Source organism: Streptomyces sp. JH002 (genome assembly GCF_050916115.1).
GTDB lineage: Bacteria > Actinomycetota > Actinomycetes > Streptomycetales > Streptomycetaceae > Streptomyces > Streptomyces xiamenensis.
The window spans coordinates 2,746,756-2,769,697 of sequence record NZ_CP087989.1; the positions used below are offsets into that span (position 1 = coordinate 2,746,756).

The window sequence follows — 22,942 nt, forward strand, 5'->3', positions numbered from 1 at the left end:
GGTGCACCGGATGTGGTCCTCATCCTGCGACGGCCGGGGCCGCCGCCCAAGAGGGCTTGCCGTTCCGGCAAACGCCACGGCCCCCGCGGCGCGAAGGACGCGCCGCGGGGGCCGGGTGATCGGCATGCCCGGTGTTCGGGCGGGTCAGAGGGTCAGCCGCCGCTGCCCAGGACACCACCTAACCGAGCAGCCCTCCGATCGGATCCAGGCTGCTGCGATTGCCATCACCCCCCTCATCGGCCGGACCGTTGTCCGACTCGGCCGATGGTTCACCGCCGTCGCCACCCGGGGTCGGGATCTGCTCGGGGGTGTTGTTCTGGGCGGGCGGCGCGGCCGGCGGGGCGGCCGGCTGCTGCGGGGCGGGGACCGTCTGCTCGCTGCGCGGCTGGTCCTCGTCCGCAGTCTCCTGCGGCTCCTCGGCCGACTCCCCGGGGGCCGGGGCGTCCTCGCCCGGCGCCGTGGACGTCTCCTCGTCGCCGCCGACGCCCGCGCTCGGCTCGGTCTCCCCCGCCGTCTCCTCGCCCGCCTCCTCGGCCTCCTCCTCGATGTCGAGGGGCTGGCCCGGCAGGTGGTTGCGCGGCGGCTCGCCCGGCTCGGGCAGGCGCGCGATCTGCGAGGACCGCACCGCGCCGCCCAGCATCGAACCGATCAGCAGCGCGAGACCGACCAGCACGGTGGCCAGCACCGCGCCGCGCCGCAGCACCCTGCGCCGCAGTTCGCTCAGCGGGGCGCGCGGGCCCAGCGTGCGCCACGCCTCGCCGGCCAGCCGCGCGTCCAGCGAGTACACGGGGGCGCCCGCGATGATCAGCGGGCTCCAGGCGGCCAGCAGGATGAGGTCGGGGGCGTCGTAGACGGGGCCGCTGCGCCAGGCGACGGTCACCAGCAGCGCCAGCGACAGGGCCGCGCCGAAGGCCGCCGCGCAGCGCTGCCACAGACCGAAGATCGTCAGGACGCCGACCACGATCTGGATGAAGGCGACCGTGAGCCCGGCGGCCACCGGGTGGTTGAGCGCCCAGCTGTGCAGGGGCGCGGCCACCGCCCACGGCTCCAGGGAGCCGAGCCAGGTGACCATCGAGCCGCGCTCGCCGCCGTCGAAGTACACCGGGTCGGTGATCTTGCCCATCCCGGCCGAGATGGCCAGGAAGCCCAGCAGGAAGCGCAGCGGCAGCAGCACCACGCCCAGGTCCAGCCGGCGGTCGGGCTTGTACGCCTGCCGGTTGTCGGCTCCGCGTCCGACCGTGACCGCCCTGTCGTCCTGCCCCGCCGCGCCCGGGCCGCTGCCCGCGGCACCCGCACCGGCGCCGAACGCCTGCGGCTCCCTGACCGGCGGCAGCAGCCGGGTGTCCTCGGCGGTCCGGCGGGGCACCGGCACCGCGCCGAGCACGGCGGGTTCCAGCCGGGGCAGCACCTGGGTGGAGACCCCGTCCGGCTCCGGCCGCAGCGCCGTGCGCGCGGGCGCGGCGCGAACGGCGGTCGCCAGCAGCGCGCTCATGTCCGGGCCCCCCGCCCCGCCCGCTCCGGCCAGCACGACGGGGCGGCGCCCGCCCAGCGGGTGCGAGACCGGGAGATCCACCCGGAAACTCGCGTGGTTCACGATGACTTGTGCGGGATCGCACGGCACCTTCACCGTGGAGAGCAGCGGTTGCTCCTCCTCGAAGAAACCGCGCGGCGTCCCCCCAGCGGGTGGGCGGTGTGTTCTGGTGTCCACACTCATCTAACCGAGTGACAGAGGTTTAAGACACTGCCTTGACCCGACGAAGTGTCCGCGACCCGTCAAGCACCCGCGGGACACCCCTCAAGTGCCCCGCCCGCAACGGGTGATGGGGGTGTCCGCGAGGTGTCCGTGAGGCGCCCGCGAGAGCTCAGCTCCGTGCGCGGGACGCCTCGTACAGCACGATCCCGGCCGCCACACCGGCGTTGAGCGACTCCGCGGTGCCGGGCATCGGAATCCGTACCCGTACGTCGCACACCTCGCTCACCAGCCGCGACATGCCCTTGCCCTCGCTGCCGATGACGATCACCACAGGACCGTCCAGCACATCGAGGTCGCCCAGCTCCGCCTCGCCGTCCGCCGCGAGGCCGACGACCTGGATGCCGGCCTTCTGGTACGCCTGGAGCGCCCGGGTCAGATTGGTGGCGCGGGCCACCGGCGTACGCGCCGCCGTGCCGGCCGACGTCTTCCACGCCCCGGCGCTCATCCCGGCCGCGCGCCGCTCCGGCACGACCACACCGTGCCCGCCGAACGCCGTCACCGAACGGACGACCGCGCCCAGGTTCCGCGGGTCGGTCACCCCGTCCAGCGCCACGATCAGCGGCTGCTCCCGGCGGTCGGCCGCGCCGGCCGGCAGGTCGTCCGGGTGCGCGTACTCGTACGCCGGCACCTGGAGCACCAGGCCCTGGTGGTTGAGCCCGTTCGTCATCCGGTCCAGCTCGGCGCGCGGCGCCTCCATCAGGTGGATGCCGCCGCGCTCCATGGCGGCCTTCACCGCGTCGGTGACGCGGTCGTCACTGTCGATGAACTGCTGCACGTACAGCGTGGTCGCGGGGACCCCGCCGAGCAGCGCCTCCAGCACCGGGTTGCGCCCCACCACCATCTCGGAGGAGGGGCGGCGCCTGGCCTGGGCCGGCTTGTTGGACTGCTTGCGGGCCTTGAGCTGCGCGGCGCGCTGCTTGGCGTGCCCCTTGCGCATCTCGGCGGGCGGGGTCGGGCCCTTGCCCTTCAGGGCGCGGCGGCGCTGGCCGCCGCTGCCGACCTGGGCGCCCTTCTTGTTGGACGTGCGGCGGTTGGGATTGCCTGCCATGGGTTACGTTTCCTCGAATACTGCGTGGTGGTCGGAGCCCCCGAGGGGTCTCGGAAGCCTGGACGGGCCGGGCGCCGGCGCGCTCAGCCCAGCTCCCACCGGGGTCCGTTGGGCGTGTCCTCGATGACGAGCCCGGCGGCGCCCAGCTCGTCGCGGATCGCGTCCGCGGTGCCGTAGTCCTTGCGTTCGCGCGCCGCCGTGCGCTGCGCGAGGACCAGCCGCACCAGCGAGTCGACGATGCCGGTCAGCTCCTCGCCCCGGTCGCCGCCGCCGTGCCACCCGGAATCCAGCGGATCCATGCCCAGCACACCCAGCATCGCACGGACCTGCCCGGCCAGCGAAGCCGCCGACTCCTTGTCACCCTCGGCCAGCGCCGCGTTGCCCTGCCGCACCGTGGTGTGCACGGCGGCCATGGCCTGCGGCACGCCCAGGTCCTCGTCCATCGCGGCGGCGAACTCCGCCGGTACGGCCGCGGCCGGGAGGACGTCGCCGGTCCGCTCGGTGGCGCGGTGCAGGAAGCCCTCGATCCGGGAGAAGGCGGCGTCCGCCTCCGCCAGCGCGGCCTCGCTGTACTCGATGGTCGAGCGGTAGTGCGGGGTGCCCAGGTAGTAGCGCAGCACGATGGGGCGCCAGCGCTTGAGCATCTGAGAGGCGAGCACCGAGTTGCCGAGCGATTTGCTCATCTTCTCGCCGCTCATCGTCACCCAGGCGTTGTGCACCCAGTATGCGGCGAACGCGTCGCCGAACGCCTGGGACTGGGCGATCTCGTTCTCGTGGTGCGGGAAGACCAGGTCGATGCCGCCGCCGTGGATGTCGAAGGCGGAGCCGAGGTACTTGTGCGCCATCGCCGAGCACTCCAGGTGCCAGCCGGGGCGGCCCGGGCCCCAGGGGCTCTCCCAGCTGGGCTCGCCGGGCTTGGCGGCCTTCCACATGGCGAAGTCGCGCGGGTCGCGCTTGCCGGTCTCGCCCTCGCCCGAGGGCTGGAGCAGCTGGTCGAGGTCCTGGTTGGAGAGCCCGAGGTAGCCGGGGAAGCTGCGCACGTCGAAGTAGACGTTGCCGTCCGCCGCGTAGGCGTGGCCCTTGGCGATCAGCACCCGCATCATCTCGGTCATCTCCGGGATGTGGCCGGTGGCGCGCGGCTCGTAGGTGGGCGGCAGGCAGCCCAGCGCGTCGTAGGCGTCGTTGAACGCGCGCTCGTTGGCGTAGCCGATGGCCCACCACGGCACACCCGTGTCGGCGCTCTTGGCGATGATCTTGTCGTCGATGTCCGTCACATTGCGGACGAAGGTGACGTCGTAGCCGCGGTGGGCGAACCAGCGGCGCATGATGTCGAAGTTGAGGCCCGAGCGGATGTGCCCGATGTGCGGTGCCGCCTGCACGGTGGCGCCACACAGGTAGATCGAGACGCACCCGGGGACGAGCGGGGTGAATTCACGGATCTGCCGGGTGTCGGTGTCGTACAGGCGAAGAGTCACGCGTCCAGAGTAGTAGGCGCGTGGCACGCCCCGCGCCGGTCGGCGCGGGGCGAGGGGGGATCGTTACGGGGCGGTGGCGGGCCCGGGGCCCGCGCCCCGCTCAGACCCGGCCGACGACCTTGCGGGCGGCCACCCGGACCACCACGCGCTCGGCGTCATCGGCCGAGGAGGGGTTGAACTCGGCGTACGGCTTGCCGGTGTACTTCTGGGAGAGCTGGTCGATCAGCTCCTGGCCGCCCTCGGTGGTGAGGGTGGCGGTGCCCCGGATCTCGGCGTACGTGTACGGGTTGTCGAACGGCTGCACCTGGACCGTGACCCGGGGGTCGCGCCGCAGGTTCTTCTCCTTCTGCCGTCCGACGGTGGTGGAGATCAGGACGTCGTCGCCGTCCCGGGCGACCCACACCGGCGACAACTGGGGGCTGCCGTCGGGCTGGATGGTGGCGATGGTGACGAACACCGGGCCGTCGAGGATTTCCTTGAGCTTGTCGGAGAGTTCCGCTGACACGCTGGCTCCTTTGCCTGATACGGGAGTTACTGGGAGACAGAACAGTTCAAGCAGCGTCCACCGTAGTCCCGGACGGGGCCGGGAGAGGGCATCAGCGGGTGAAGAGCAGCGCCGTGGCGATCGCCGCCAGGCCCTCGGCGCGCCCGGTGAGGCCGAGCCCGTCCGTGGTCGTCCCGGAGACGGACACCGGCGCTCCGATGGCGTCCGACAGCGCGCGCTGTGCCTCCGCGCGCCGGGTGCCGATCTTGGGCCGGACGCCGATCACCTGGACGGCGACATTGCCGATGGTGAAGCCCTCGGCGCGGACGATGCGGGCCGCCTCGCCCAGCAGCCGCACCCCGGAGGCGCCGGCCCACTCGGGACGGCCGGTGCCGAAGTGCGCGCCGAGGTCCCCGACGCCGGCGGCGGAGAACAGCGCGTCGCAGGCGGCGTGCGCGGCGACGTCACCGTCCGAGTCGCCGGCCAGACCCGCGCCGGCGCCGGGCCAGTGCAGCCCGGCGCACCACAGCTCGCGACCCTCCTCGAAGGGGTGCACATCGGTGCCGATGCCGACCCGCGGCAGGAGCGCCGCCGCGGGCCGGGGGAGGTCAGTAGCCATCGGTGATCCTTCTGCGGGCGAGCACGGCCTCGGCGAGGACGAGATCGAGCGGACGGGTGACCTTGAACGCCTCCTCGTGCCCGGGGACCAGCACCACCGGCAGGCCGAGGCGCTCGACCATCCCGGCGTCGTCGCTGGCGCCCTCGGCTCCCCCGAGCCCGGCGAACCGCTCGTGGGCGTCCAGCAGCGCGTCGGGGGCGAAGCCCTGCGGGGTCTGGACGGCGCGCAGCAGCGCACGGTCCGGGGTGCCGGTGACCGGCTCGGGGACACCTCCCCCGGGCCCGGGGGCGGCGATCTGCTTGATGGTGTCGGTGACCGGCAGTGCGGGCACCACGGCGGGGGCCCCGGCGCGGACGGCGGCGGCGACCGCCTCCACGGTGTCCACCGGGACCAGCGGGCGGGCGGCGTCGTGGACCAGCACCACATCGGCGTCGGCGGGCAGCGCGGCGAGGCCGAGCCGTACCGACTCCTGGCGGGTCTCCCCGCCGGGCACCACCTGGACGTGGACGGGGCGCGGGGGCGGATGCTCGTCGAGCAGGGCGCGTACGCCCTCGGCGCCATCGGAGGGGGCCACCACGATCACGGTGGCCACGGAGCGGGCGGCGGCCATGGCGCGCACGGCGTGCACGAGGATCGGCACCCCGTTCAGCAGGCGCAGGGCCTTGGGAATCCCGGGCCCGAGCCGTACGCCTCGGCCTGCCGCGGGGATGATGACGGCCGTGTGGGGGACGCCGGGGACAGGGGCGATGTCTGACATTGGCACCGTGAGAGGTTTGTTTCCAGGGTGGGAGTGGGTATGGCCACAGCGTGCCGGGCATGACCCGATCGGCCCCTTCCGTGACATGCCGGTCGAGTCAGTGGCAGGCCCGGCACACCGCTTGGGGAACGATCCGTACATGCCGCAGCGCCCGTTGGGCAGGGCGACTGCCTTCGGGCGCTGGGGCAAGCGAGCCCTTGTTTCCGGGCCGGCCGGAGAGATCCGTGATATCCGGCGGTCCGAGAATTCAGGGGGTACGGCCTGGGGTGACGGTCAGGACGCGAGGACCTCGTCGAGCAGGCTTTCGGCCTTGTCCTCGTTGGTGCTCTCGGCGAGCGCGAGCTCGCTGACGAGGATCTGCCGGGCCTTGGCCAGCATGCGCTTCTCACCGGCGGAGAGTCCGCGCTCACGCTCACGACGCCACAGGTCACGTACGACCTCGGCGACCTTGATGACGTCACCGGAGGCGAGTTTCTCCAGATTCGCCTTGTAGCGGCGGGACCAGTTGGTGGGTTCTTCGGCATACGGCGCACGCAGCACCTCGAAGACCCGGTCCAGACCTTCCTGCCCCACGACATCGCGCACGCCGACGAGTTCGGCATTGTCCGCCGGTACGCGCACTTCGAGGTCGCCCTGGGCGACCTTCAGAACCAAGTAGAGCTTGTCCACGCCTTTAATCTGGCGCGTTTCGATAGCCTCGATCAACGCGGCCCCGTGATGGGGATAGACCACGGTGTCGCCAACCTTGAACGTCATGTGACAGGTACCCCTTCCGTGGCTTTCCAGGGTAACACGGCCCAGCACCCTTCTGAATGACGTTTTCGCAGGTCAGGCCATATCTCGGGGGTTGACAAGCGCGGCTTCGGCATGCTTCGGGAGGTGCGCTGGGGCGGGTATCCGCAGGTGGGAGCGGGGTTTCGCGCCCCTTGAACAATGCGCCCCGATACGGAAAGAACTTCGCGAAGACCCGGAAAGGTGTCCGTTTTGTCACAGTTGGAAGAAAGCGTTCGGGCACAGTCTCGTGCGTCGAAGAATTGATCAGCACATTCTCCCGTAACACTCCCGTGATCCCCCTTCACATTCATACCTGGATCATGACCGGATTCACTCCCGCAGGTGGTCACGGCCCATGGGCGGGGCGGGTGAGGGCGGCGGGAGAGGGGTCGGTAGGCTTGGGCCGCTGATTTCGATCAACCGGACCGGGCGACCTGGCCGGTCCGCCGAGGTTCGTCCGAGGAGATGCCGCCGCCGTGAGCAGCAGCCTTCGACGCGGCGCCGTCGCCGCCGTCTTCGCGTTTTCGACCGTCCTGGCGCTCAGCGCCTGTGGGGCGGGCTTCGAGGCGGAGACACAGAAGATCAAGCCCGACAACGCAGCCGCGCAGGTCGACGCCATCAAGGTCCAGAACGTCAATGTGATCCTGCCCGACGGGACCGATGGCCCGGCCGGCATCAGCGCGCGGATCTTCAACGAGAGCACCACCGAGCAGGTGCTGGAGTCCATCACCCTGCCCGGCTCGGGCGTGGTGGTCGAGCTGACCCCCGCCGGGAACGAGAGCCAGGTCGTGGTTCCGGCGCGCGGCTCCGTCGCGCTGGGCGGCGAGGGCAACCCCTCGGCGTTCATCGCCGACCCGGCCGCCGCGCAGATCGCGCTGGGCAACGCCCAGCAGCTGGTCTTCCTGCTGAGCGAGACCGGGGCGATCGAGCTGGCCGCCACCGTGGTGCCGGCCTCCGAGAACTGGACCTACTACGCGGACTGGGGCCCGACCCCGCCGGCCGTCCCGGCGGACGAGGAGGGCGAAGCCGAAGGCGACGCCGACTCCGACGCCGACACGGAGCAGACCGATGAGGGCGCGACGGACGGCACCGAGGGCGACGCGGCCGACGCGGGGGCCGAGGGTGACACCGGCACCGACGCGGGCGCCCCGGGCTCCGGCGTCGAGAACGAGGACGGCGCCGGCCTCACCACCCCGTAGCCGGCCTGCACGCACACACGGCGGCGGGGCGCCCCCGGATGGGGCGCCCCGCCGCCGTGTGTATGCGCGTCGTACGACGCCGCCGCCTACGGCTCGAACTTGTAGCCCAGGCCGCGCACCGTCACCAGATAGCGCGGGGCGCCCGGGTCCGGCTCGATCTTCGCCCGCAGCCGCTTGACGTGCACGTCCAGCGTCTTGGTGTCCCCGACGTAGTCGGCGCCCCAGACACGGTCGATCAGCTGCATCCGGGTGAGCACCCGCCCGGCGTTGCGCAGCAGCATCGCCAGCAGGTCGAACTCCTTGAGCGGGAGATCCACCTTGCGGCCGTCGACCGTCACCACGTGGCGGTCGACATCCATCCGGACCGGGCCCGCCTCCAGGGCGGCCGGGCTCTCCTCCTCCGACTCGCCGCGCCGGCGCAGCACCGCGCGGATGCGCGCCACCAGCTCGCGCGAGGAGAACGGCTTGGTGACGTAGTCATCGGCTCCTATTTCGAGGCCGACGACCTTGTCGATCTCGCTGTCCTTGGCGGTCACCATGATCACCGGGACATTGGAGCGGCCGCGCAGCTGGCGGCAGACCTCCGTGCCGGGCAGCCCCGGCAGCATGAGGTCGAGCAGGACCAGGTCGGCGCCGTTGCGCTCGAACTCATCCAGCCCATCGGGGCCCGTGGCCGCGGTGGCGACCTCGAAGCCTTCCTTGCGGAGCATGTACGACAAGGCGTCGCTGAACGACTCCTCGTCCTCGACGACGAGCACTCGGGTCACGGGAGTGCCTCCCGGGCAGGATCGTTGGTGCGGGTGGCCGCCGGCTCGCCTTCCGCCGCGGGAGCGGGGAACTCTGCCGGTTCGTGCAGACTGCCGGACAGTCCGCCGGCGCCCTCGCGGGCGGCCGTACGGGCCTGCTGGCGTTCTTGTGCGCTGCCCGGTTCGGGCAGCCGCAGGGTGAAGGTGGAGCCCTGTCCTTCAGCGCTCCACACCAGGACCTCCCCGCCGTGCGAGGCGGCCACGTGTTTGACGATCGAGAGCCCCAGGCCGGTACCCCCGGTGGCGCGGGAGCGGGCCGGGTCCACCCGGTAGAAGCGTTCGAAGACGCGCTCCTTGTCGCTGTCGGGGATGCCGATGCCCTGGTCGGTCACGGAGATCTCGATCAGATCCCCCTGCCGGGTCCGGTTGCGGGCACCGGCGATGGCGACCCGGGTGTGAGGCGGGCTGTAGTTGACGGCGTTCTCGACGAGGTTGCCGAGCGCGGCGGCCAGCTTGCCACGGTTGCCCCAGACCGCGAGCCCGGCGGTGCCGCCGGAGGCCATGGTGATCCACTTGTTGCCGGCCTGCTGGCGGCAGCGGTCCATGGCCTCGGTGACCAGTTCGTCGACGGGCACCAGCTCGGCGTGGGTGAGCGGGTCGTCGTCCTGCACCCGGGAGAGGTCGATGAGCTCCTGGACGAGGTTGGTGAGCCGGGTGGCCTCGTGCTGCATCCGGCCCGCGAAGCGGGTGACCGCCTCGGGGTCGTCGGCGGCGTCGAGGACGGCCTCGGAGAGCAGGGACAGCGCGCCGGCCGGGGTCTTCAGCTCGTGGCTGACGTTGGCGACGAAGTCGCGGCGCACCGCCTCGATGCGGCGGGCCTCGGTGAGGTCCTCGACCAGCAGCAGCACCAGGCGGGAGCCCAGCGGCGCGGAGCGGGCGGAGACCGCGAGCACGTCGGTACGGCCCAGGCCCTTGCCCGCGCGCTGCGGCAGGTCCAGCTCGGCCTGCCGGATCTCGCCGTCCCTGCGGGTCTGCCGGGCCATCGCGAGCATGGGCTCCACGGTGAGCCGGCCGCCGCGCACCAGCCCCAGCGCGTACGCGGCGGAGCTGGCCTTGAGGACGGCGTCGGACTCGTCCAGGACGACCGCGGAGGAGCGCAGGACGGACAGCACCGTGTCCACGCCCGGTGGCAGGGTGGCGGCGTCGGGAGCGGGGTGGGCACCGCGGGGTGGGCGCGTACGCTCGCGCTCACTGATGCGGAAGGCCAGCATGGCGATGACGCCGGTGCTGAGCCCGGCGATCGCGGCCACTGCGGCCACCGCCGCGTTCACGTCCATATCCTCAGGTTATGCGGGGCTTGACCGTGAACCACAGGCATGGATGAAGATGCTCGTCGGCAGTCCCGCGAGTGTTCACCTTCGTGACAGCTCGGGTTCACTCTGCGGGGCGGGATCCGCCGTCTTGCGGGCGGAGTGTGGCAAGGCAGGACAACAGGCAGCAGCTAGGTACGTACACCCGTACACGACGGCTCGGGCTTCCGTCCGAGGGAGGACGATCACTCATGCGTGACGCTTATCACGAGGAACTGGACGCGATCAGTGACACGCTGGTCGAAATGGCGCGGCTGGTGGGCTCGGCCATCGGGCGGGCCACCACGGCGATGCTGGACGCCGATCTGAAGCTCGCCGAGAGCGTGATCGACGCGGACGACCGCATCGACGACATGCAGCGGGACCTGGAGAACGGCGCGATCGCGCTGCTGGCGCGGCAGCAGCCGGTGGCCACGGATCTGCGGATCGTGGTGACCTCGCTGCGGATGAGCGCGGACCTGGAGCGGTGCGGGGACCTCGCAGAGCACGTGGCGAAGGTGGCCAGGCTGCGGTTCCCCGACTCGGCGGTGCCGCGGGATCTGACGGCGACCATCCTGGAGATGGGCCAGCTCGCGCAGCGGCTGATGGCGAAGGCGACCGAGGTGCTGATCACCAAGGACGTCGAGCTGGCGATGCAGCTGGAGCAGGACGACGACGAGATGGACACCCTGCACCGGACGCTGTTCCGGCACCTGATGGACGACCGCTGGCAGCACGGGGTGGAGACGGCGGTGGATGTGACGCTGCTGGGCCGCTACTACGAGCGGTTCGCCGATCACGCGGTGTCGATCGCGCGGCGTGTGGTGTATCTGGTGACGGGTGAGCACGCGGACGAGTTCGCGCCGGAGCCGGAGCCCGAGACGGCCTGAGCCCGGCAGGGCGCGGCCGGGCACGGCAGGGCGCGGCCGGGCACGGCAGGGCGCGGCCGGGCCCGGCAGGGCGCGGCCGGGCACGGCAGGGCGCGAGGCCGTGAGGGGCGGGCGGGGGCGCTCCCGATTGCGCCCCTGTGCGCCCCGTTGACGGGCGGGCGGCGGCGGGTTTCCCATGGAGGGGCACGGGTGTGTGTGGAGGAATTCTGCTGCCCAGGAGGCATCTCATGGCGAACCGTCCCGCGACTGCCCCGACAACCGCCGCCTGTTCGTGCGGCTCCGGCTGCTCCTGCGGCTGCCAGAACGGCGGCTCCTGCAAGTGCGGGGGCTGCTGACGGCGCTGCCGCGCAGCTGAGCGGCGGCCCGGCCGCCGCGCCGGCACCGATGACCCCGGCGCGGGGCCCGGTCTCCTCCGGGCTCCGCGCCGGGGTCATGCCATGCCCGGGCCCCGGCGGGGGCCGGGGCGGGCAAAGCCCCCGGCCGGGGGCGTACGCGGCCGGCTGCCGCCGTCCGGGGCCCGTGCGGTGACGGATTACGTCGTCCACCGCACGGATCCGACCCCGGCGGCCCGCCGGGCGGGCTCGGCTACGCCGCCGGCCAGGGGAGCTTGGCGACCAGTTCGAATGCCCCGTTCGTGGCGCCGTGCAGCAGGCTGCCGCCGTCCAGGGCGATGCGCTCCTCCAGGCCGGCCAGCCCGGCGCCCGCGCCGGGGATGTGTTCGCGCCCGGCCCCGGCGGTCACCGGCAGCGGGTTGCGGATCCGTACGGTCAGGCCCTGGCCCGCGGCGCCGACCAGGGTCACCGTGATCAGCGCGCCCGGCGCGTGCTTGCGGGCGTTGGTGAGCCCTTCCTGCACCACCCGGTAGACGGTGCGCTGCGCCTGGTCGCGCAGGGCATCGGTGGCGCCCTCCGCGTACTTCTGGTCCAGGACGACGCGCTGTCCCGCCCGGGTGGCCTCGGCGACCAGTTCGCCGATCTCGGCGATCCGCGGTTGCGGCCGTCCGCCGCCCGCCTCGGTGAGCGCGCCGGGCGCGGTGCCGCGCAGCACCGTCAGCACCTCGCGCAGTTCCTCCAGGGCCTGGTGGGCGTTGTCGCGGATGACCTGGGCGCTCTCGCCCACCTCGGCGTCGCTGAGCGGTTTGGCGTGCGCCCCGGCGGCGCCCGAGGTGCGGTACGCGAGCGCCCCGGCGTGCACGGACAGCAGGGAGATGCGGTGGGCCAGCACGTCGTGCATCTCGCGGGCGATGGCCTCGCGCTCGGCGCGGCGGGCGTCGGCCATCCGGCGGGCGTGTTCGGCACGTTCGCGCCCCGCGTCCTGGCGCAGGCGCACGACCAGTTGGCGGCGGGCGCGGGTGGCGACGCCCCAGGCGAAGAACGTGAGCAGGTAGGCGACGCTGAAGAAGATGTCGCCCCAGCCGCTGTTGTCCTCGGGGAGGGAGCAGAAGATGAAGTAGGGGATGGCGACGGCGATGTTGGCGGCGAGCAGGGCGAGCGCGCGCCGGGTCGGCAGGCGCAGCGCCGTGCTGAGCATGACGACGCCCAGGGCGCCGAAGGCACTGGCCGAGACCGCCCCGACCGGGACCACGAGGAGCGCGACGGCGAGCGGGTGGCGGCGGCGGACCCACAGGGCGCCGCAGGCGAGCAGCCCGAGCGGCGCGTCGATGGCCCGGATCCACTCCGGGGTGTGTTCGAGGGTGGGCAGCACCACGAAGACCATCAGCGCCCACATGCCGAGCGACCAGCCGAAGAGGGTGAGGTCCACGGCCCAGTCGCGCGGGGTGCGGCGCGGGGGCCGGGGCTGCGGGAGGCGCACGGCACCGCCCGGTGCGCCGGGAGCCGCGGCGGCGAGATCGGCCGGCTCGGTCAGCAGATCGCCGGGGAGCAGCCAGCGCTGCGGCCGGGTGAACCGGCCGCTGACGCCGGCCGCTGTCTCGGTCATGTCATCGAGCGTAGGCGACCGGCGGCGCGGGCCACCCCCCATTCGTACAAATGTGCTACTTCTTCCCCTGGTTCTTCACTGCCTCGATGGCGGCGCGCGCGGCCTCCGGGTCGAGGTAGGTGCCGCCGGGGTTCAGCGGGCGGAAGTCGGCGTCCAGCTCGTACAGCAGCGGGATGCCGGTGGGGATGTTCAGGCCGACGATCTCGGAGTCCGAGATGCCGTCGAGGTGCTTGACCAGCGCGCGCAGGCTGTTGCCGTGCGCGGTGACCAGCACGGTGCGGCCGGCGGCGAGGTCGGGGACGATGCCGTCGTACCAGTACGGCAGCATCCGCTCGACGACGTCCTTGAGGCACTCGGTCTGCGGGCGCACGTCGGAGGGGATGTGCGCGTAGCGCGGGTCGTCGGCCTGCGACCACTCGGCGTCGGCGGCGAGCACCGGGGGCGGGGTGTCGTACGAGCGGCGCCACTGGGTGAACTGCTCCTCGCCGAACTCCGCGAGGGTGGCGGCCTTGTCCTTGCCCTGGAGCGCGCCGTAGTGCCGCTCGTTGAGCCGCCAGGAACGGGTGACCGGGACCCAGACGCGGTCGGCGGCGTCCAGGGCGAGGTTCGCGGTGCGGATGGCCCGCTTGAGCAGGGAGGTGTGCAGGATGTCGGGGAGCAGCCCGGCGTCCTTCAGCAGCTCGCCGCCACGGACCGCCTCCTTCTCGCCCTTCTCGGTGAGGTTGACGTCCACCCAGCCGGTGAACAGGTTCTTGGCGTTCCAGTCGCTCTCGCCGTGGCGGAGCAGGATCAGCTTGTACGGTGCGTCGGCCATGCCCCGAGCGTAGACGGCCCCGGGGCGGGGGCCGTTTGTGGGGTTACCTGCTTCTGCCTCATATTGGTGCAAAGTGGAGGAATGACGGCATTCTCCCGGGACCGGGGCGCGGGCGGCGGCGGACGGCTGGCAGCGGTGCGCTCCGCGCTGGGTGTCCGCAGCATCGTCGGGCAGATGTTCGCCCTCCAGGTGGTGACCGTCCTGCTGCTGGTGGCCGCCGCGGCCATCACCATCTACGTCCAGATGGACCGCAACCAGCGCACGGCCGCGTACAACCGCACCCTCGCCGTCGCCACCACCTTCGCCAACTCACCCGGCATCGTGGAGGCCGTGCGCTCCCCCGATCCCACCGCCGTACTCCAGCCGCACACCGAAGCGGTCCGGAAGGCGGCCCGGGTGGGCGGCGTGGTGGTCACCGACACGGCCGGCATCCGCCTCACCCATCCCAGGCCCGCGGAGATCGGCAAGCCCTTCATCGGGGACGTACGGTCCGCGCTGGACGGCCACACCGTTCAGGAGTCGCTCAACGCGGCCATCGGCCCCGCCGTGCAGAGCGTGGTCCCCATCCGGGACGACACCGGCACCGTGGTCGGCGCCGTCGGGGTCGCCATCCTGCTCGACGAGATCACCATCAACTTCTCCGCCCGGGTGCCGCTGATCCTGGGCGCGCTGGGCGCCCTGCTGCTCACCCTGGCCGGCACCGCGCTCATCAGCCGGCGCCTGCTGAAGCAGACCCGCGGCCTGGGGCCCTCCGAGATCACCCGGTTGTACGAGAACCACGACGCCGTTCTGCGCTCCGTGCGGGAAGGCGTCGTCATCCTCGACGGCGACCAGCGGCTGCTGCTGGCCAACGAGGAGGCCAGCCGGCTGCTCGACCTGCCCGAGAACGCCCAGGGCCGCCCCGTCGGCGACCTCGGCCTCGCCCCCGCCACCGCGGAACTGCTGGCCTCCGGGCACGAGACCACCGACGAGGTGCACCGCTTCGGCGGCCGGCTGCTGGCCGTCAATCACCGCCCGATGGACCTGCACGGCGGCCCGCCGGGATCCGTCACCACCCTGCGGGACTCCACCGAGCTGAGCGTGGTGGCGGGACGCGCCGAGGCGGCCCAGCGCAGACTGCGGCTGCTGTACGAGGCCAGCGTGCGGATCGGCACCACGCTGGAGGTGGTGCGCACCGCCGAGGAACTGACCGAGGTCGGGGTCCCGGAGTTCGCCGACTACATCACCGTCGACCTGGTGGACGAGGTGACGCGCGGCGCCGAACCCGTCGCCAGCGGCACCCGGATGCGGCGCACCGCCACCCGCGCCGTACGGGAGGACCACCCGCTGTACGGGAGCGGCGGCGTCACCCTGGACACCACCTCCCCCGAGGTACGCGGCCTGCTGATGGGACACGCGCGGGCCGAACGCGACCTGCGCGGCACCACCTGGTGGCGGGCCGCCGACCCCGAGCACGCGCGGGCACTGCTCGACTTCGGCATCCACTCGCTGATCTCCACGCCGCTGCACGCCCGCGGCGTGGTGCTGGGCGTGGTCAACTTCTGGCGGGCGGACGCCTCCCCCCCTTTCTCCGAGGAGGACCTGTCGCTCGCCGAGGAACTGGCGGCCCGTACGGCGGTGTGCGTGGACAACGCCCGCCGCTTCACCCGCGAGCACACCATGGCCGTCACCCTGCAGCGCAGCCTGCTGCCCAGCGGGCTGCCCCGGCAGAACGCCCTGGAGGCCGCCACCCGCTATCTGCCCGCGCAGTCGGGGGTGGGCGGCGACTGGTTCGACGTCATCCCGCTGTCGGGTACGCGCGTCGCGCTGGTCGTGGGCGACGTGGTGGGGCACGGGCTGCACGCGGCGGCCACCATGGGACGGCTGCGGACGGCGGTGCACAACTTCTCGGCGCTCGACCTCACCCCGGACGAACTGCTGGGCCGCCTGGACGAACTGGCCTCCCGCGTCGACGCCGACGAGACGACCGAGGCCGGCGGCGGCGCCATCGCCGGCGCCACCTGCCTGTACGCGATCTACGACCCGGTGGACGGCGGCTGCGAGATGGCGCGGGCCGGTCATCTGCCGCCCGCGCTGGTGCTGCCCGACGGCACCGTCAGCTTCGCGGACCTGCCGGCCGCGCCGCCGCTGGGCGTGGGCGGCGTCCCGTTCGAGACGACGCGGGTGGAACTGCCCGAGGGCAGCCGGATCGTGCTGTACACGGACGGGCTGGTGGAGAGCCGCACCCGGGACATCGACGAGGGCCTGGACCGCCTGCGGGAGGCGCTCGCCGCGTCGGGCCCCGCCCCGGAACAGACCTGCGACACCGTCCTGGAGCGCCTGCTGCCCGCCCGCCCGGCGGACGACGTGGCCCTGCTCGTCGCCCGTACCCGCATGCTGCGCGACGACCAGGTGGCCAGCTGGGACGTGGCCGCCGACCCGACCGCGGTGGCCCCGCTGCGGGCAGCCGTCACCCGGCAGCTGGCGGACTGGCGCCTCGGTGACGCGGCGTTCATCACGGAGCTGATCCTGAGCGAGCTGATCACCAACGCCATCCGGTACGCCGCCGGGCCCATCGGCGTCCGGCTGCTCCGCGACCGGTCGCTGATCTGCGAGGTCTCCGACGGCAGCAGCACCTCACCGCACCTGCGGAACGCCACGGACACCGACGAGGGCGGCCGGGGCCTGTTCCTGGTCTCGCAGTACGCCGACCGCTGGGGCACCCGGTACACGCCCGAGGGCAAGGTCATCTGGGCGGAGCAGCGGCTGCCGGAAACCACGTGAGCCGGGCGGCGGGACGGCGTTAGGCTCGCTGTCATGGAGACGCAGGGCGGCGCGGGCGGCACGGTGAGAGTGGACGTGTGGATCTGGTCGGTCCGCCTGGCCAAGACCCGCTCCACGGCGGCGGCGGCCTGCAAGGCCGGCCACGTCCGGATCAACGGCGACCGCGCGAAGCCGGCCCAGCCGGTGAAGCCGGGCGACGAGGTCCGGCTGCGGCAGGACGGCCGGGAGCGGATCGTGAAGGTCACCCAGCTCATCCGCAAGCGGGTCGGTGCGCCGGTGGCCGTGCAGTGCTACGTGGACAACAGCCCGCCGCCCCCGCCGCGCGAGGCGGTGGCCCCGGCGGGCATCAGGGACCGCGGCGCGGGCCGCCCGACCAAGCGCGACCGCCGGGAGATGGACCGGCTGCGCGGGGCGGGTTCCTGAGGGCACGGCCCCGGCTCCGGCTCCGGGGACGCGGATGAGCCTCCCCGGTGTCAGACCATCGGATGGCCGCTGACGGTCTCCCCGGACGGGACGAGTTCCTGAACGACGTCCCAGTGCTCGACGATCCGGCCGTTGTCGAGCCGGAAGATGTCGACGATGACGACGGGGTCCGGCGCCCAGCCGTGGACGACGCTGTGGGTGAAGACGAGGTCGCCCTGCGCGGCGGTCCGCTGCGGCTCCCACGCGAAACCCTCCAGGCCGGGCACCACGGCGCGCAGCGTGTCCAGACCGCCGGCCATCCGGGGGCTGTGCTGCACGTAGGGCTCGGCCCAGTACCGGTCGAGCGCGGTCAGGTCCTTCTCCCCGAAGAGTTCCCGCATGGCGGTCAGCACGATGCCGGTGTTGCGCCGGGCCTGGTCCGCCGCGGTGTTCTCGGCCATGGTCATGCCTTTTCTCCGGTTCCGGGGAGGTGGTCAGGCGTGCCGCCGCCGCTGGTGCCGTGGGCGTGCCGCGTGATCGGTGCGGGCCCGCCCGGAGTCTCCTCCACGCCGTCCACCCACGCGTACTGCAACGCGCCCGAGGGGCAGCGCCGCACCACTTCGGCCACGCGCCCGGCCTCGGCGCCGTCGGGCCGGATCCACGGGCGCCGGGCGGTGTCGAAGACCTCCGGCAGGCCGCGGACGCACTCGGCGGCGTGCCGGCAGCGCGCGGCCTCGAAGGTCACGGTGATCGACCGGCCCTCGTACGTCTTCTTCTCGGTGCTGCTACTCATCACGGCCTCCGTCACCGCTCTGCCCGGACGGTTCAGTCGCTGACCGTGCTGCGGGACTGGTACAGCAGATCCTGGTACTCGGGGTGCCGGGCGATCCACCCCGCGAAGAACGGACAGGTGGCCAGCACCCGCAGCTTCGCGGCGCGCGCCTCGTCGAGGGCGGTGCGGGCCAGGGCCGACCCGATCCCCCTGCCCTCGTACTCCGGCGGAACCTCGGTGTGCACGAAGGCGATGAGCTCCGTCGTCCGGATGTACGCCGCGACGCCCGCGATCCCCGTGTCCCCGTCGAGCCGGGCCTCGTACCGGTTGGCCTCGGGTACGTCACGCACTTCCACGGTCATGTGTCCTCCATGATCCGCCGGGGCGGACGAACCCGGCGCGAGGGCCGGGACGTCCGCCACGACTGTTGATGCCCTCGTGCCGGATGTCCTGTGCGAGCGTGGCAGACCGGCCGCCGCCCGCCGGGGATCCGGTGGGCGACAGGCCGTGCCACGGTCCGCGGGACACGCCGGCGCGGCCGGCCGGGTCAGCCGGCGTTGCGGCCCTGCCCGGCGAGAAGCTGAGTCTCCCAGGCGTAGGCCACACCGGTGGCACCGGCGTGTGCCAGCATGACCTCGACGAGACCCGGAAGGGTCTTCTCGCGGGCGTAGTCACGCTGCCACTCGCTCATCACCGCCATCCAGGTGATCGGGACGACGCCCGCCTGGGCCATGCGCCGCACGGCCATGTCGTGGGTCTCCTTCGAGGCGCCGCCCGAGGCGTCGGTGACGGCGAAGACCTCGAAGCCCTCGCCCGCCGCCTGGATGGCGGGCATCGCCAGGCAGACCTCCGTCCACAGACCGGCGAGGATCAGCTTCTTGCGCCCGGTCGCCTTGACGGCGTCCACGACGCGCTCGTCCTCCCAGGTGTTGACCCACGTCCTGTTGATCGGCCGCTGCTCCGGGAACACATCCTGCAGATCCTGGAGGAGAAGGCCGCCGCGCTCCTCCAGCACGGTCGTCAGGATGGTGGGGACGTCGAACACCTTGGCGGCCTTGGCAAGACCGACGACGTTGTTCACGATCATCGTCGGCTCGTGGCTGTTCAGGTTGGCGAACTGGAACGGCTGGTGGTCGATCAGCACGAGGACGCTCTCCTCGGGCGTCAGCAGCGCGTCGAGTCCGGCCTTGTTCTGGGTGCTCATGGGATTCCCTCTCTGGGGCTTCGCTTCCGAGGCCGCGGGCGGTGCGCCGGCGTCCGGGGTCCGCCGTGAACGCGTACGGGCCCACCCCGACCGGCGGCGAACCCTCACCCTCTGGTTGACGTGTCACCTACGTTAGAGCGCTGTGATTGACGCGTCAACTAGTTCCCCGGGGCGATGCCTTGGCGTGCGCGGCGAGCGGGGCGGCGGCGCCCCGAAGCCGTCACCCGGGCACACCCCGCGCACCGGGCCGGGAACGAACCGGAATCGGCCACGTCCACGGGATGGATCAGCGATCGGTGATGTCACTACGCTCACTCCATGAACGCAACGCCTCGCTGGCTGACCTCGGAGCAGAAGGCTGCCTGGGACGCCTTTATCCGCATGCACGAAAAGCTCATCGGAAGGCTCTCCCGCCGGGTCCAGGAGGACTCCGGCATGTCCCCCTCCGACTACATCGTGCTGGCCAAACTCACCGAGGCCGGCGAGCGGATGCGCTTCATGGACCTGGCCAAGCTGGTGGAGTGGGAGAAGAGCCGCATGTCCCACCAGATCACCCGCATGGCGAAGCGCGGACTGGTGGCCAAGGAAGAGTGCCCCGACGACGGGCGCGGAGCGTTCATCGTCGCCACCCCGGCCGGCCACCGGGCGATCGAGGAGGCCGCGCCCACGCACGTCGCCCACGTCCGCCGGCTGTTCATCGAGGCCCTCACCCAGGAAGAACTCGACACGCTCGCCCGGATCTCGAAGCGCGTCCTCACCCACATGGAGAAGCAGCCGGACTGACCGGCCGGGAACGCCGGCGGCGCGGCGGCCGGGTACCGGCACCCGTGGCCCCCGGCGGTCGCGGCCCCCCGGTTCAGCCGGCCGGCCGCAGGAGAACCCGGCCCGGGTCGCGCAGCCACACGCGTTGCTCGTCGGGCGTGACGGTCATGCCGAACTCCTCCGTCCGCGGGCGGCCCCGTTCCCGCCACCAGGCGAGAAACCGGGCGGCCTCCGCCACCAGATCACGCGGCCCGTAGCGCCGGCAGGCATCGCGCCTGACCCACAGCCAGGACGTGTCGTCCCCGGACAGCAGGAGAACCCCGTCGCCCTGAATCCGCGCGGAGAAGCCCGGCGCCCGCACGGCGAGTGCGAAAAGCGCGTGGGCCGAGCCGAGGTCCAGCAGCCCCGCGTCGCCCTCGATCTTCTCCGAGTCCTTCCAGGTGGCCTCCCAGAGTGACCCGATGTCGGGGTGCGTCATGCGCTGGCCGCGCACCGGCATGAACGACTCCCGGCCCTGGAAACGCCCACGGGCCGTGCCGTCGTCGCCCATCCGGAGCCGGATCAGCCCGAAGCCGTCGGCGCAGGGATACCAGGGGATGACCAGCACGCCGCCCGGCGCCACCTGGCGCAGCCAGGCCGGAGGCACCCGGCGCACGGAGGCCGTGGCGATCAGCCGGTCGTACGGCGCCCGGTCCTGGTGGCCCACCTCGCCGTCCCCGCAGACCACCAGCGGGCGGTGACCGGCCGAGGCGAGTCGCTCGGCGGCGAGCTCCGCGAGCAGCGGGTCGATCTCGACCGTGACGACGCGTTCGGCACCCACGCGTTCACACAGCAGCGCCGCGTTGTACCCGGTGCCGCTGCCGATTTCGAGAACGGAGTGGCCGGGCCGGAGGTCCAGAGCGGCCAGCATGTTGAGCACCACGTCGGCGGAACTCATCGAACTCGTGGCACCGATCCCCGCGCCGTCCGCCACCGGGGCGCCGTCGTCGATCTGCGTGATCAGCGCCGCACCGGGGCGGTAGACCAGTTCGGCCCAGCCTTCGGGGTCCTCGCGGCGGTTCAGCGGACGCCAGCCGCCGTCGGACCAGCGCCACACGGTGTGCGGCGCGAACTTCTCCCGTGGGACGCGGCCGAACACCAGCCGCAGCCACTCCGCGCGGAAGCAGCCGTCCCGGTCCAGCGACTCGGTGAGCCGCCGTCGGAAGACCTCGGTTCCGGGCGCGGTGCTCACTTCTTGCCGCCGTCCTTCTTGTGCGTCCCGCCGCCGGGCTTGAAGACATCCGGGGGCACCTGGTGGTCCCCCGTCCCGGAGGGCCCCTGCGGCTTCTGCTCCTCCGGCGTCGGCTTGTCGTGCTTGCCCATGGCGCACATCCCTTCATCCGGTCACGTACGGCGCCGGATTGACTGCCGTACGTGACGATGCTTGCGCAGGGGAGAAGGGGACGTCCAGGAAAAATTTCTGAAGATTTCTCAGACCCAGGCTTCGGCGGCGGTGATGAGGAGCCGGCGGGCCTCGGCGTCGTACAGCGCACTGGCCGCGAGTGCGTCGAACACCTTCCGGTACAGCGCCACTTCCTCCGGAAGCCCCAACCGCAGCTCCGCGCTGGCGATCTCCACGGTGACAAGCCGGTCGTCGAAGACGCAGAAATTGTGGGAGGGCGACGCGGGCAGCCGCCTGTGCAACGGGACGATGCCCAGCTTGAGTCCGGGAAGAGTGGTCGCCGAAACCAGCCGGTCGATCTGGGCCCGCATCACCGGGGCTGAGGCCATTCCGTAGTGGAGGGCCGATTCGGAGAGCACGATGTGCCGCTGCCGGCGACCCGGCTCGTAGAGCACCTTCTGCCGCTCCAGCCGGGCGGCTACCGCCTCTTCGACATCGGACGGTCCGCCGATGATCCGAGACGCTTCCTGGAAACGGGTCTCCGCGTACTCCGCGGTTTGCAGCAGCCCCGGAATCCAGCACGTCTCGAAAGTGCGAATGATGCGGGCCGCCGCCTCGGCCTCTCCCCAGGCGCGCTGCACGGCGGAGTGTCCCTGTCGCGCTTGGCTGCGCCAGTCCGCGTAGCGGCGGTTGAGGTCCCGCAGCAGGATCAACAGCTCTTCGGCCGCTTCCGGTTCGCCGCAAGCGGCCGACCACTCCCGGATATCGCCGTCGGTCGGCGACTGCCGGCCGAGCTGAATCTTGGAAATCTTGCTGGGCGGCCAGCCGAGCCGCCCAGCAAGGGTGCGGCCGTCCATGCCGGCCGCCTCCCTGAGGGCACGCAGACGTCCACCAAGCTCCTGCCTGGCTTCGTGTACGCCTCTGGGTGCCGAACTCAACGCGGGGGATGCTCCTTCACGAACTTCTCGTATGCGGTGGCGTGCTGGAAGGCAACGTCAAGCCACCGTGCATGTTCGATCACGACCGCCGGATCGGTGATGACCTCGGTGCGCACCCTTCGTCCTACCTCGTTGAAGTGCAGCACAACCACAGTATGCGAGTCGAACAGCCAGAAGTCGCGGCTGGGCAGCCCCACCCGGTCGGCCGTGGCCCGGTCCAGGTAGCGGATGTCCTCCTTGCCTTCCTGAATGTTGCACCGCGTGAGATCGAGTTCCCACCGCAGATAATCCGTCAGCTGCTCCGGGACCACCCGCACCCGGGCTACGGTCTTCCCCTGATCCGCGTGGCCGCGCATCAGATCGGTCCACGGCTTCATCCACTCCCAGTCGCTCTCCCCGCCGGCCAGGAACCGGTCGAAATGCTCCCGCTCGTAGGAAACGTCGTAGTGGGTCTGGGTCTCCAGCCGACGAGCCGAGTGCTTGAAGTCGGTGAAAAGCGCGTCCCACTCCTCCTGCGTCTGAAGGTCGTACGACGCGGGCGTCTGCTTCTTCGGGGCGAAGCGCTCCAGCAATTCCCGGGGGACCTCTACGAGTTCCTCGTTCTCGGCCACATTGCGCGCGTCCCGGTACGCCTGATCGGCGTGGTCGATCTTCCAGCCCTGGATGACGACCGTGTCCCTGTCGGTCTCATACACGGCGGGACACTCACCGGACTGACTTGTCGTGCCGCTGAACGTCAGCCTCACTGCGTTCTCCCTAGCGTGAGAAATTTCTCTGAGTTTCTTCCCTGCCCTTACGGCCCTTACCCTGGCACGCCACCCACCCCCGCCACCACGGCGCGCAGGGGGCGCAAACAGCAGCGCCCGGAGTCAAC

General features: G+C 72.1%; 24 protein-coding genes. 5 read left to right on the plus strand and 19 right to left on the minus strand.

The features are described from left to right. Nucleotides 1-178 precede the first annotated feature (178 nt). From H7827_RS12355 to H7827_RS12385, 7 genes are all read right to left on the minus strand, one after another. Nucleotides 179-1,714: a DoxX family protein gene (locus tag H7827_RS12355; protein ID WP_432744969.1), complete on the minus strand. Its 1,536-nt coding sequence runs from the start codon at nt 1,712-1,714 to the stop codon at nt 179-181. A gap of 148 nt (nt 1,715-1,862) precedes the next feature. Next, nucleotides 1,863-2,801 carry a 23S rRNA (guanosine(2251)-2'-O)-methyltransferase RlmB gene (gene rlmB, locus H7827_RS12360; protein WP_030729613.1) on the minus strand — a complete coding sequence of 313 codons (939 nt, stop codon included), beginning with the start codon at nt 2,799-2,801 and terminating at the stop codon, nt 1,863-1,865. An 83-nt stretch (nt 2,802-2,884) separates the two neighbouring features. Next, complete coding sequence (gene cysS, locus H7827_RS12365) at nt 2,885-4,276, minus strand: cysteine--tRNA ligase (RefSeq protein ID WP_432744972.1); 1,392 nt, start codon at nt 4,274-4,276, stop codon at nt 2,885-2,887. 100 nt (nt 4,277-4,376) lie between these two features. Beyond that, complete coding sequence (locus H7827_RS12370; protein ID WP_030729619.1) at nt 4,377-4,781, minus strand: PPOX class F420-dependent oxidoreductase; 405 nt, start codon at nt 4,779-4,781, stop codon at nt 4,377-4,379. Nucleotides 4,782-4,872: 91 nt separating this feature from the next. Continuing rightward, on the minus strand, nt 4,873-5,379 hold the full coding sequence (gene ispF, locus H7827_RS12375) for a 2-C-methyl-D-erythritol 2,4-cyclodiphosphate synthase (RefSeq protein WP_386540085.1): 507 nt from the start codon (nt 5,377-5,379) through the stop codon (nt 4,873-4,875). After that, nucleotides 5,369-6,136, minus strand: coding sequence for a 2-C-methyl-D-erythritol 4-phosphate cytidylyltransferase (gene ispD, locus H7827_RS12380; RefSeq protein ID WP_432744975.1), 768 nt, complete (start codon nt 6,134-6,136; stop codon nt 5,369-5,371). Before ispD ends, ispF begins: the two co-directional genes overlap by 11 nt. 273 nt (nt 6,137-6,409) lie before the next feature. Then, on the minus strand, nt 6,410-6,892 hold the full coding sequence (locus H7827_RS12385) for a CarD family transcriptional regulator (protein ID WP_030729628.1): 483 nt from the start codon (nt 6,890-6,892) through the stop codon (nt 6,410-6,412). Nucleotides 6,893-7,386: 494 nt separating this feature from the next. Between H7827_RS12385 and H7827_RS12390 the strand changes: the two genes are divergently transcribed. Next, entirely contained in the window at nt 7,387-8,109 is a 723-nt protein-coding gene (locus H7827_RS12390) for a DUF461 domain-containing protein (RefSeq protein WP_432744979.1), read from the plus strand. Nucleotides 8,110-8,195: 86 nt separating this feature from the next. On the opposite strand, the gene H7827_RS12395 is transcribed toward H7827_RS12390, so the two are convergent. Continuing rightward, on the minus strand, nt 8,196-8,876 hold the full coding sequence (locus H7827_RS12395; protein WP_026047089.1) for a response regulator transcription factor: 681 nt from the start codon (nt 8,874-8,876) through the stop codon (nt 8,196-8,198). Continuing rightward, on the minus strand, nt 8,873-10,192 hold the full coding sequence (locus H7827_RS12400; protein WP_030729633.1) for a sensor histidine kinase: 1,320 nt from the start codon (nt 10,190-10,192) through the stop codon (nt 8,873-8,875). Before H7827_RS12400 ends, H7827_RS12395 begins: the two co-directional genes overlap by 4 nt. A gap of 224 nt (nt 10,193-10,416) precedes the next feature. Between H7827_RS12400 and phoU the strand changes: the two genes are divergently transcribed. After that, a complete protein-coding gene (gene phoU, locus H7827_RS12405) occupies nt 10,417-11,094 on the plus strand; it encodes a phosphate signaling complex protein PhoU (protein ID WP_030729634.1) in 678 nt (225 codons plus the stop codon). A 585-nt stretch (nt 11,095-11,679) separates the two neighbouring features. Here the strand turns inward: phoU and H7827_RS12410 are convergent. Next, nucleotides 11,680-13,032: a sensor histidine kinase gene (locus H7827_RS12410; RefSeq protein WP_432744982.1), complete on the minus strand. Its 1,353-nt coding sequence runs from the start codon at nt 13,030-13,032 to the stop codon at nt 11,680-11,682. A gap of 55 nt (nt 13,033-13,087) precedes the next feature. Beyond that, nucleotides 13,088-13,846 carry a phosphoglyceromutase gene (locus tag H7827_RS12415; protein ID WP_432744984.1) on the minus strand — a complete coding sequence of 253 codons (759 nt, stop codon included), beginning with the start codon at nt 13,844-13,846 and terminating at the stop codon, nt 13,088-13,090. An 81-nt stretch (nt 13,847-13,927) separates the two neighbouring features. Between H7827_RS12415 and H7827_RS12420 the strand changes: the two genes are divergently transcribed. Both H7827_RS12420 and H7827_RS12425 read left to right on the plus strand, forming a co-directional pair. Further along, nucleotides 13,928-16,609, plus strand: a complete 2,682-nt coding sequence (locus H7827_RS12420; RefSeq protein WP_432744987.1) for a SpoIIE family protein phosphatase — start codon at nt 13,928-13,930, stop codon at nt 16,607-16,609. A gap of 33 nt (nt 16,610-16,642) precedes the next feature. Continuing rightward, nucleotides 16,643-17,032 carry an RNA-binding S4 domain-containing protein gene (locus H7827_RS12425; protein ID WP_432744989.1) on the plus strand — a complete coding sequence of 130 codons (390 nt, stop codon included), beginning with the start codon at nt 16,643-16,645 and terminating at the stop codon, nt 17,030-17,032. 50 nt (nt 17,033-17,082) lie between these two features. On the opposite strand, the gene H7827_RS12430 is transcribed toward H7827_RS12425, so the two are convergent. From H7827_RS12430 to H7827_RS12445, 4 genes are all read right to left on the minus strand, one after another. Beyond that, nucleotides 17,083-17,478 (minus strand): nuclear transport factor 2 family protein, encoded by a 396-nt coding sequence (locus H7827_RS12430; protein WP_432744991.1) that lies wholly within the window; start codon nt 17,476-17,478, stop codon nt 17,083-17,085. Then, a complete protein-coding gene (locus H7827_RS12435) occupies nt 17,475-17,804 on the minus strand; it encodes a (4Fe-4S)-binding protein (RefSeq protein WP_432744994.1) in 330 nt (109 codons plus the stop codon). The genes H7827_RS12430 and H7827_RS12435 overlap by 4 nt, the downstream gene beginning before the upstream one ends. A 32-nt stretch (nt 17,805-17,836) precedes the next feature. Next, nucleotides 17,837-18,145 (minus strand): GNAT family N-acetyltransferase, encoded by a 309-nt coding sequence (locus H7827_RS12440; RefSeq protein WP_200365508.1) that lies wholly within the window; start codon nt 18,143-18,145, stop codon nt 17,837-17,839. A 185-nt stretch (nt 18,146-18,330) separates the two neighbouring features. Continuing rightward, nucleotides 18,331-18,987 (minus strand): hydrolase, encoded by a 657-nt coding sequence (locus H7827_RS12445; RefSeq protein ID WP_432744997.1) that lies wholly within the window; start codon nt 18,985-18,987, stop codon nt 18,331-18,333. Between the two features lie 318 nt (nt 18,988-19,305). On the opposite strand from H7827_RS12445, the gene H7827_RS12450 reads away from it, so the two are divergent. Further along, nucleotides 19,306-19,770, plus strand: coding sequence for a MarR family winged helix-turn-helix transcriptional regulator (locus tag H7827_RS12450; protein ID WP_386535764.1), 465 nt, complete (start codon nt 19,306-19,308; stop codon nt 19,768-19,770). A 73-nt stretch (nt 19,771-19,843) separates the two neighbouring features. On the opposite strand, the gene H7827_RS12455 is transcribed toward H7827_RS12450, so the two are convergent. From H7827_RS12455 to H7827_RS12470, 4 genes are all read right to left on the minus strand, one after another. Further along, nucleotides 19,844-20,980, minus strand: coding sequence for a methyltransferase domain-containing protein (locus H7827_RS12455; protein ID WP_432745001.1), 1,137 nt, complete (start codon nt 20,978-20,980; stop codon nt 19,844-19,846). Then, complete coding sequence (locus tag H7827_RS12460) at nt 20,977-21,111, minus strand: hypothetical protein (RefSeq protein WP_432745003.1); 135 nt, start codon at nt 21,109-21,111, stop codon at nt 20,977-20,979. Before H7827_RS12460 ends, H7827_RS12455 begins: the two co-directional genes overlap by 4 nt. Nucleotides 21,112-21,219: 108 nt before the next feature. Beyond that, entirely contained in the window at nt 21,220-22,068 is an 849-nt protein-coding gene (locus H7827_RS12465) for a helix-turn-helix domain-containing protein (protein ID WP_432745005.1), read from the minus strand. Then, nucleotides 22,065-22,763: a DUF6879 family protein gene (locus tag H7827_RS12470; protein ID WP_432745007.1), complete on the minus strand. Its 699-nt coding sequence runs from the start codon at nt 22,761-22,763 to the stop codon at nt 22,065-22,067. Before H7827_RS12470 ends, H7827_RS12465 begins: the two co-directional genes overlap by 4 nt. Nucleotides 22,764-22,942: the final 179 nt, after the last annotated feature.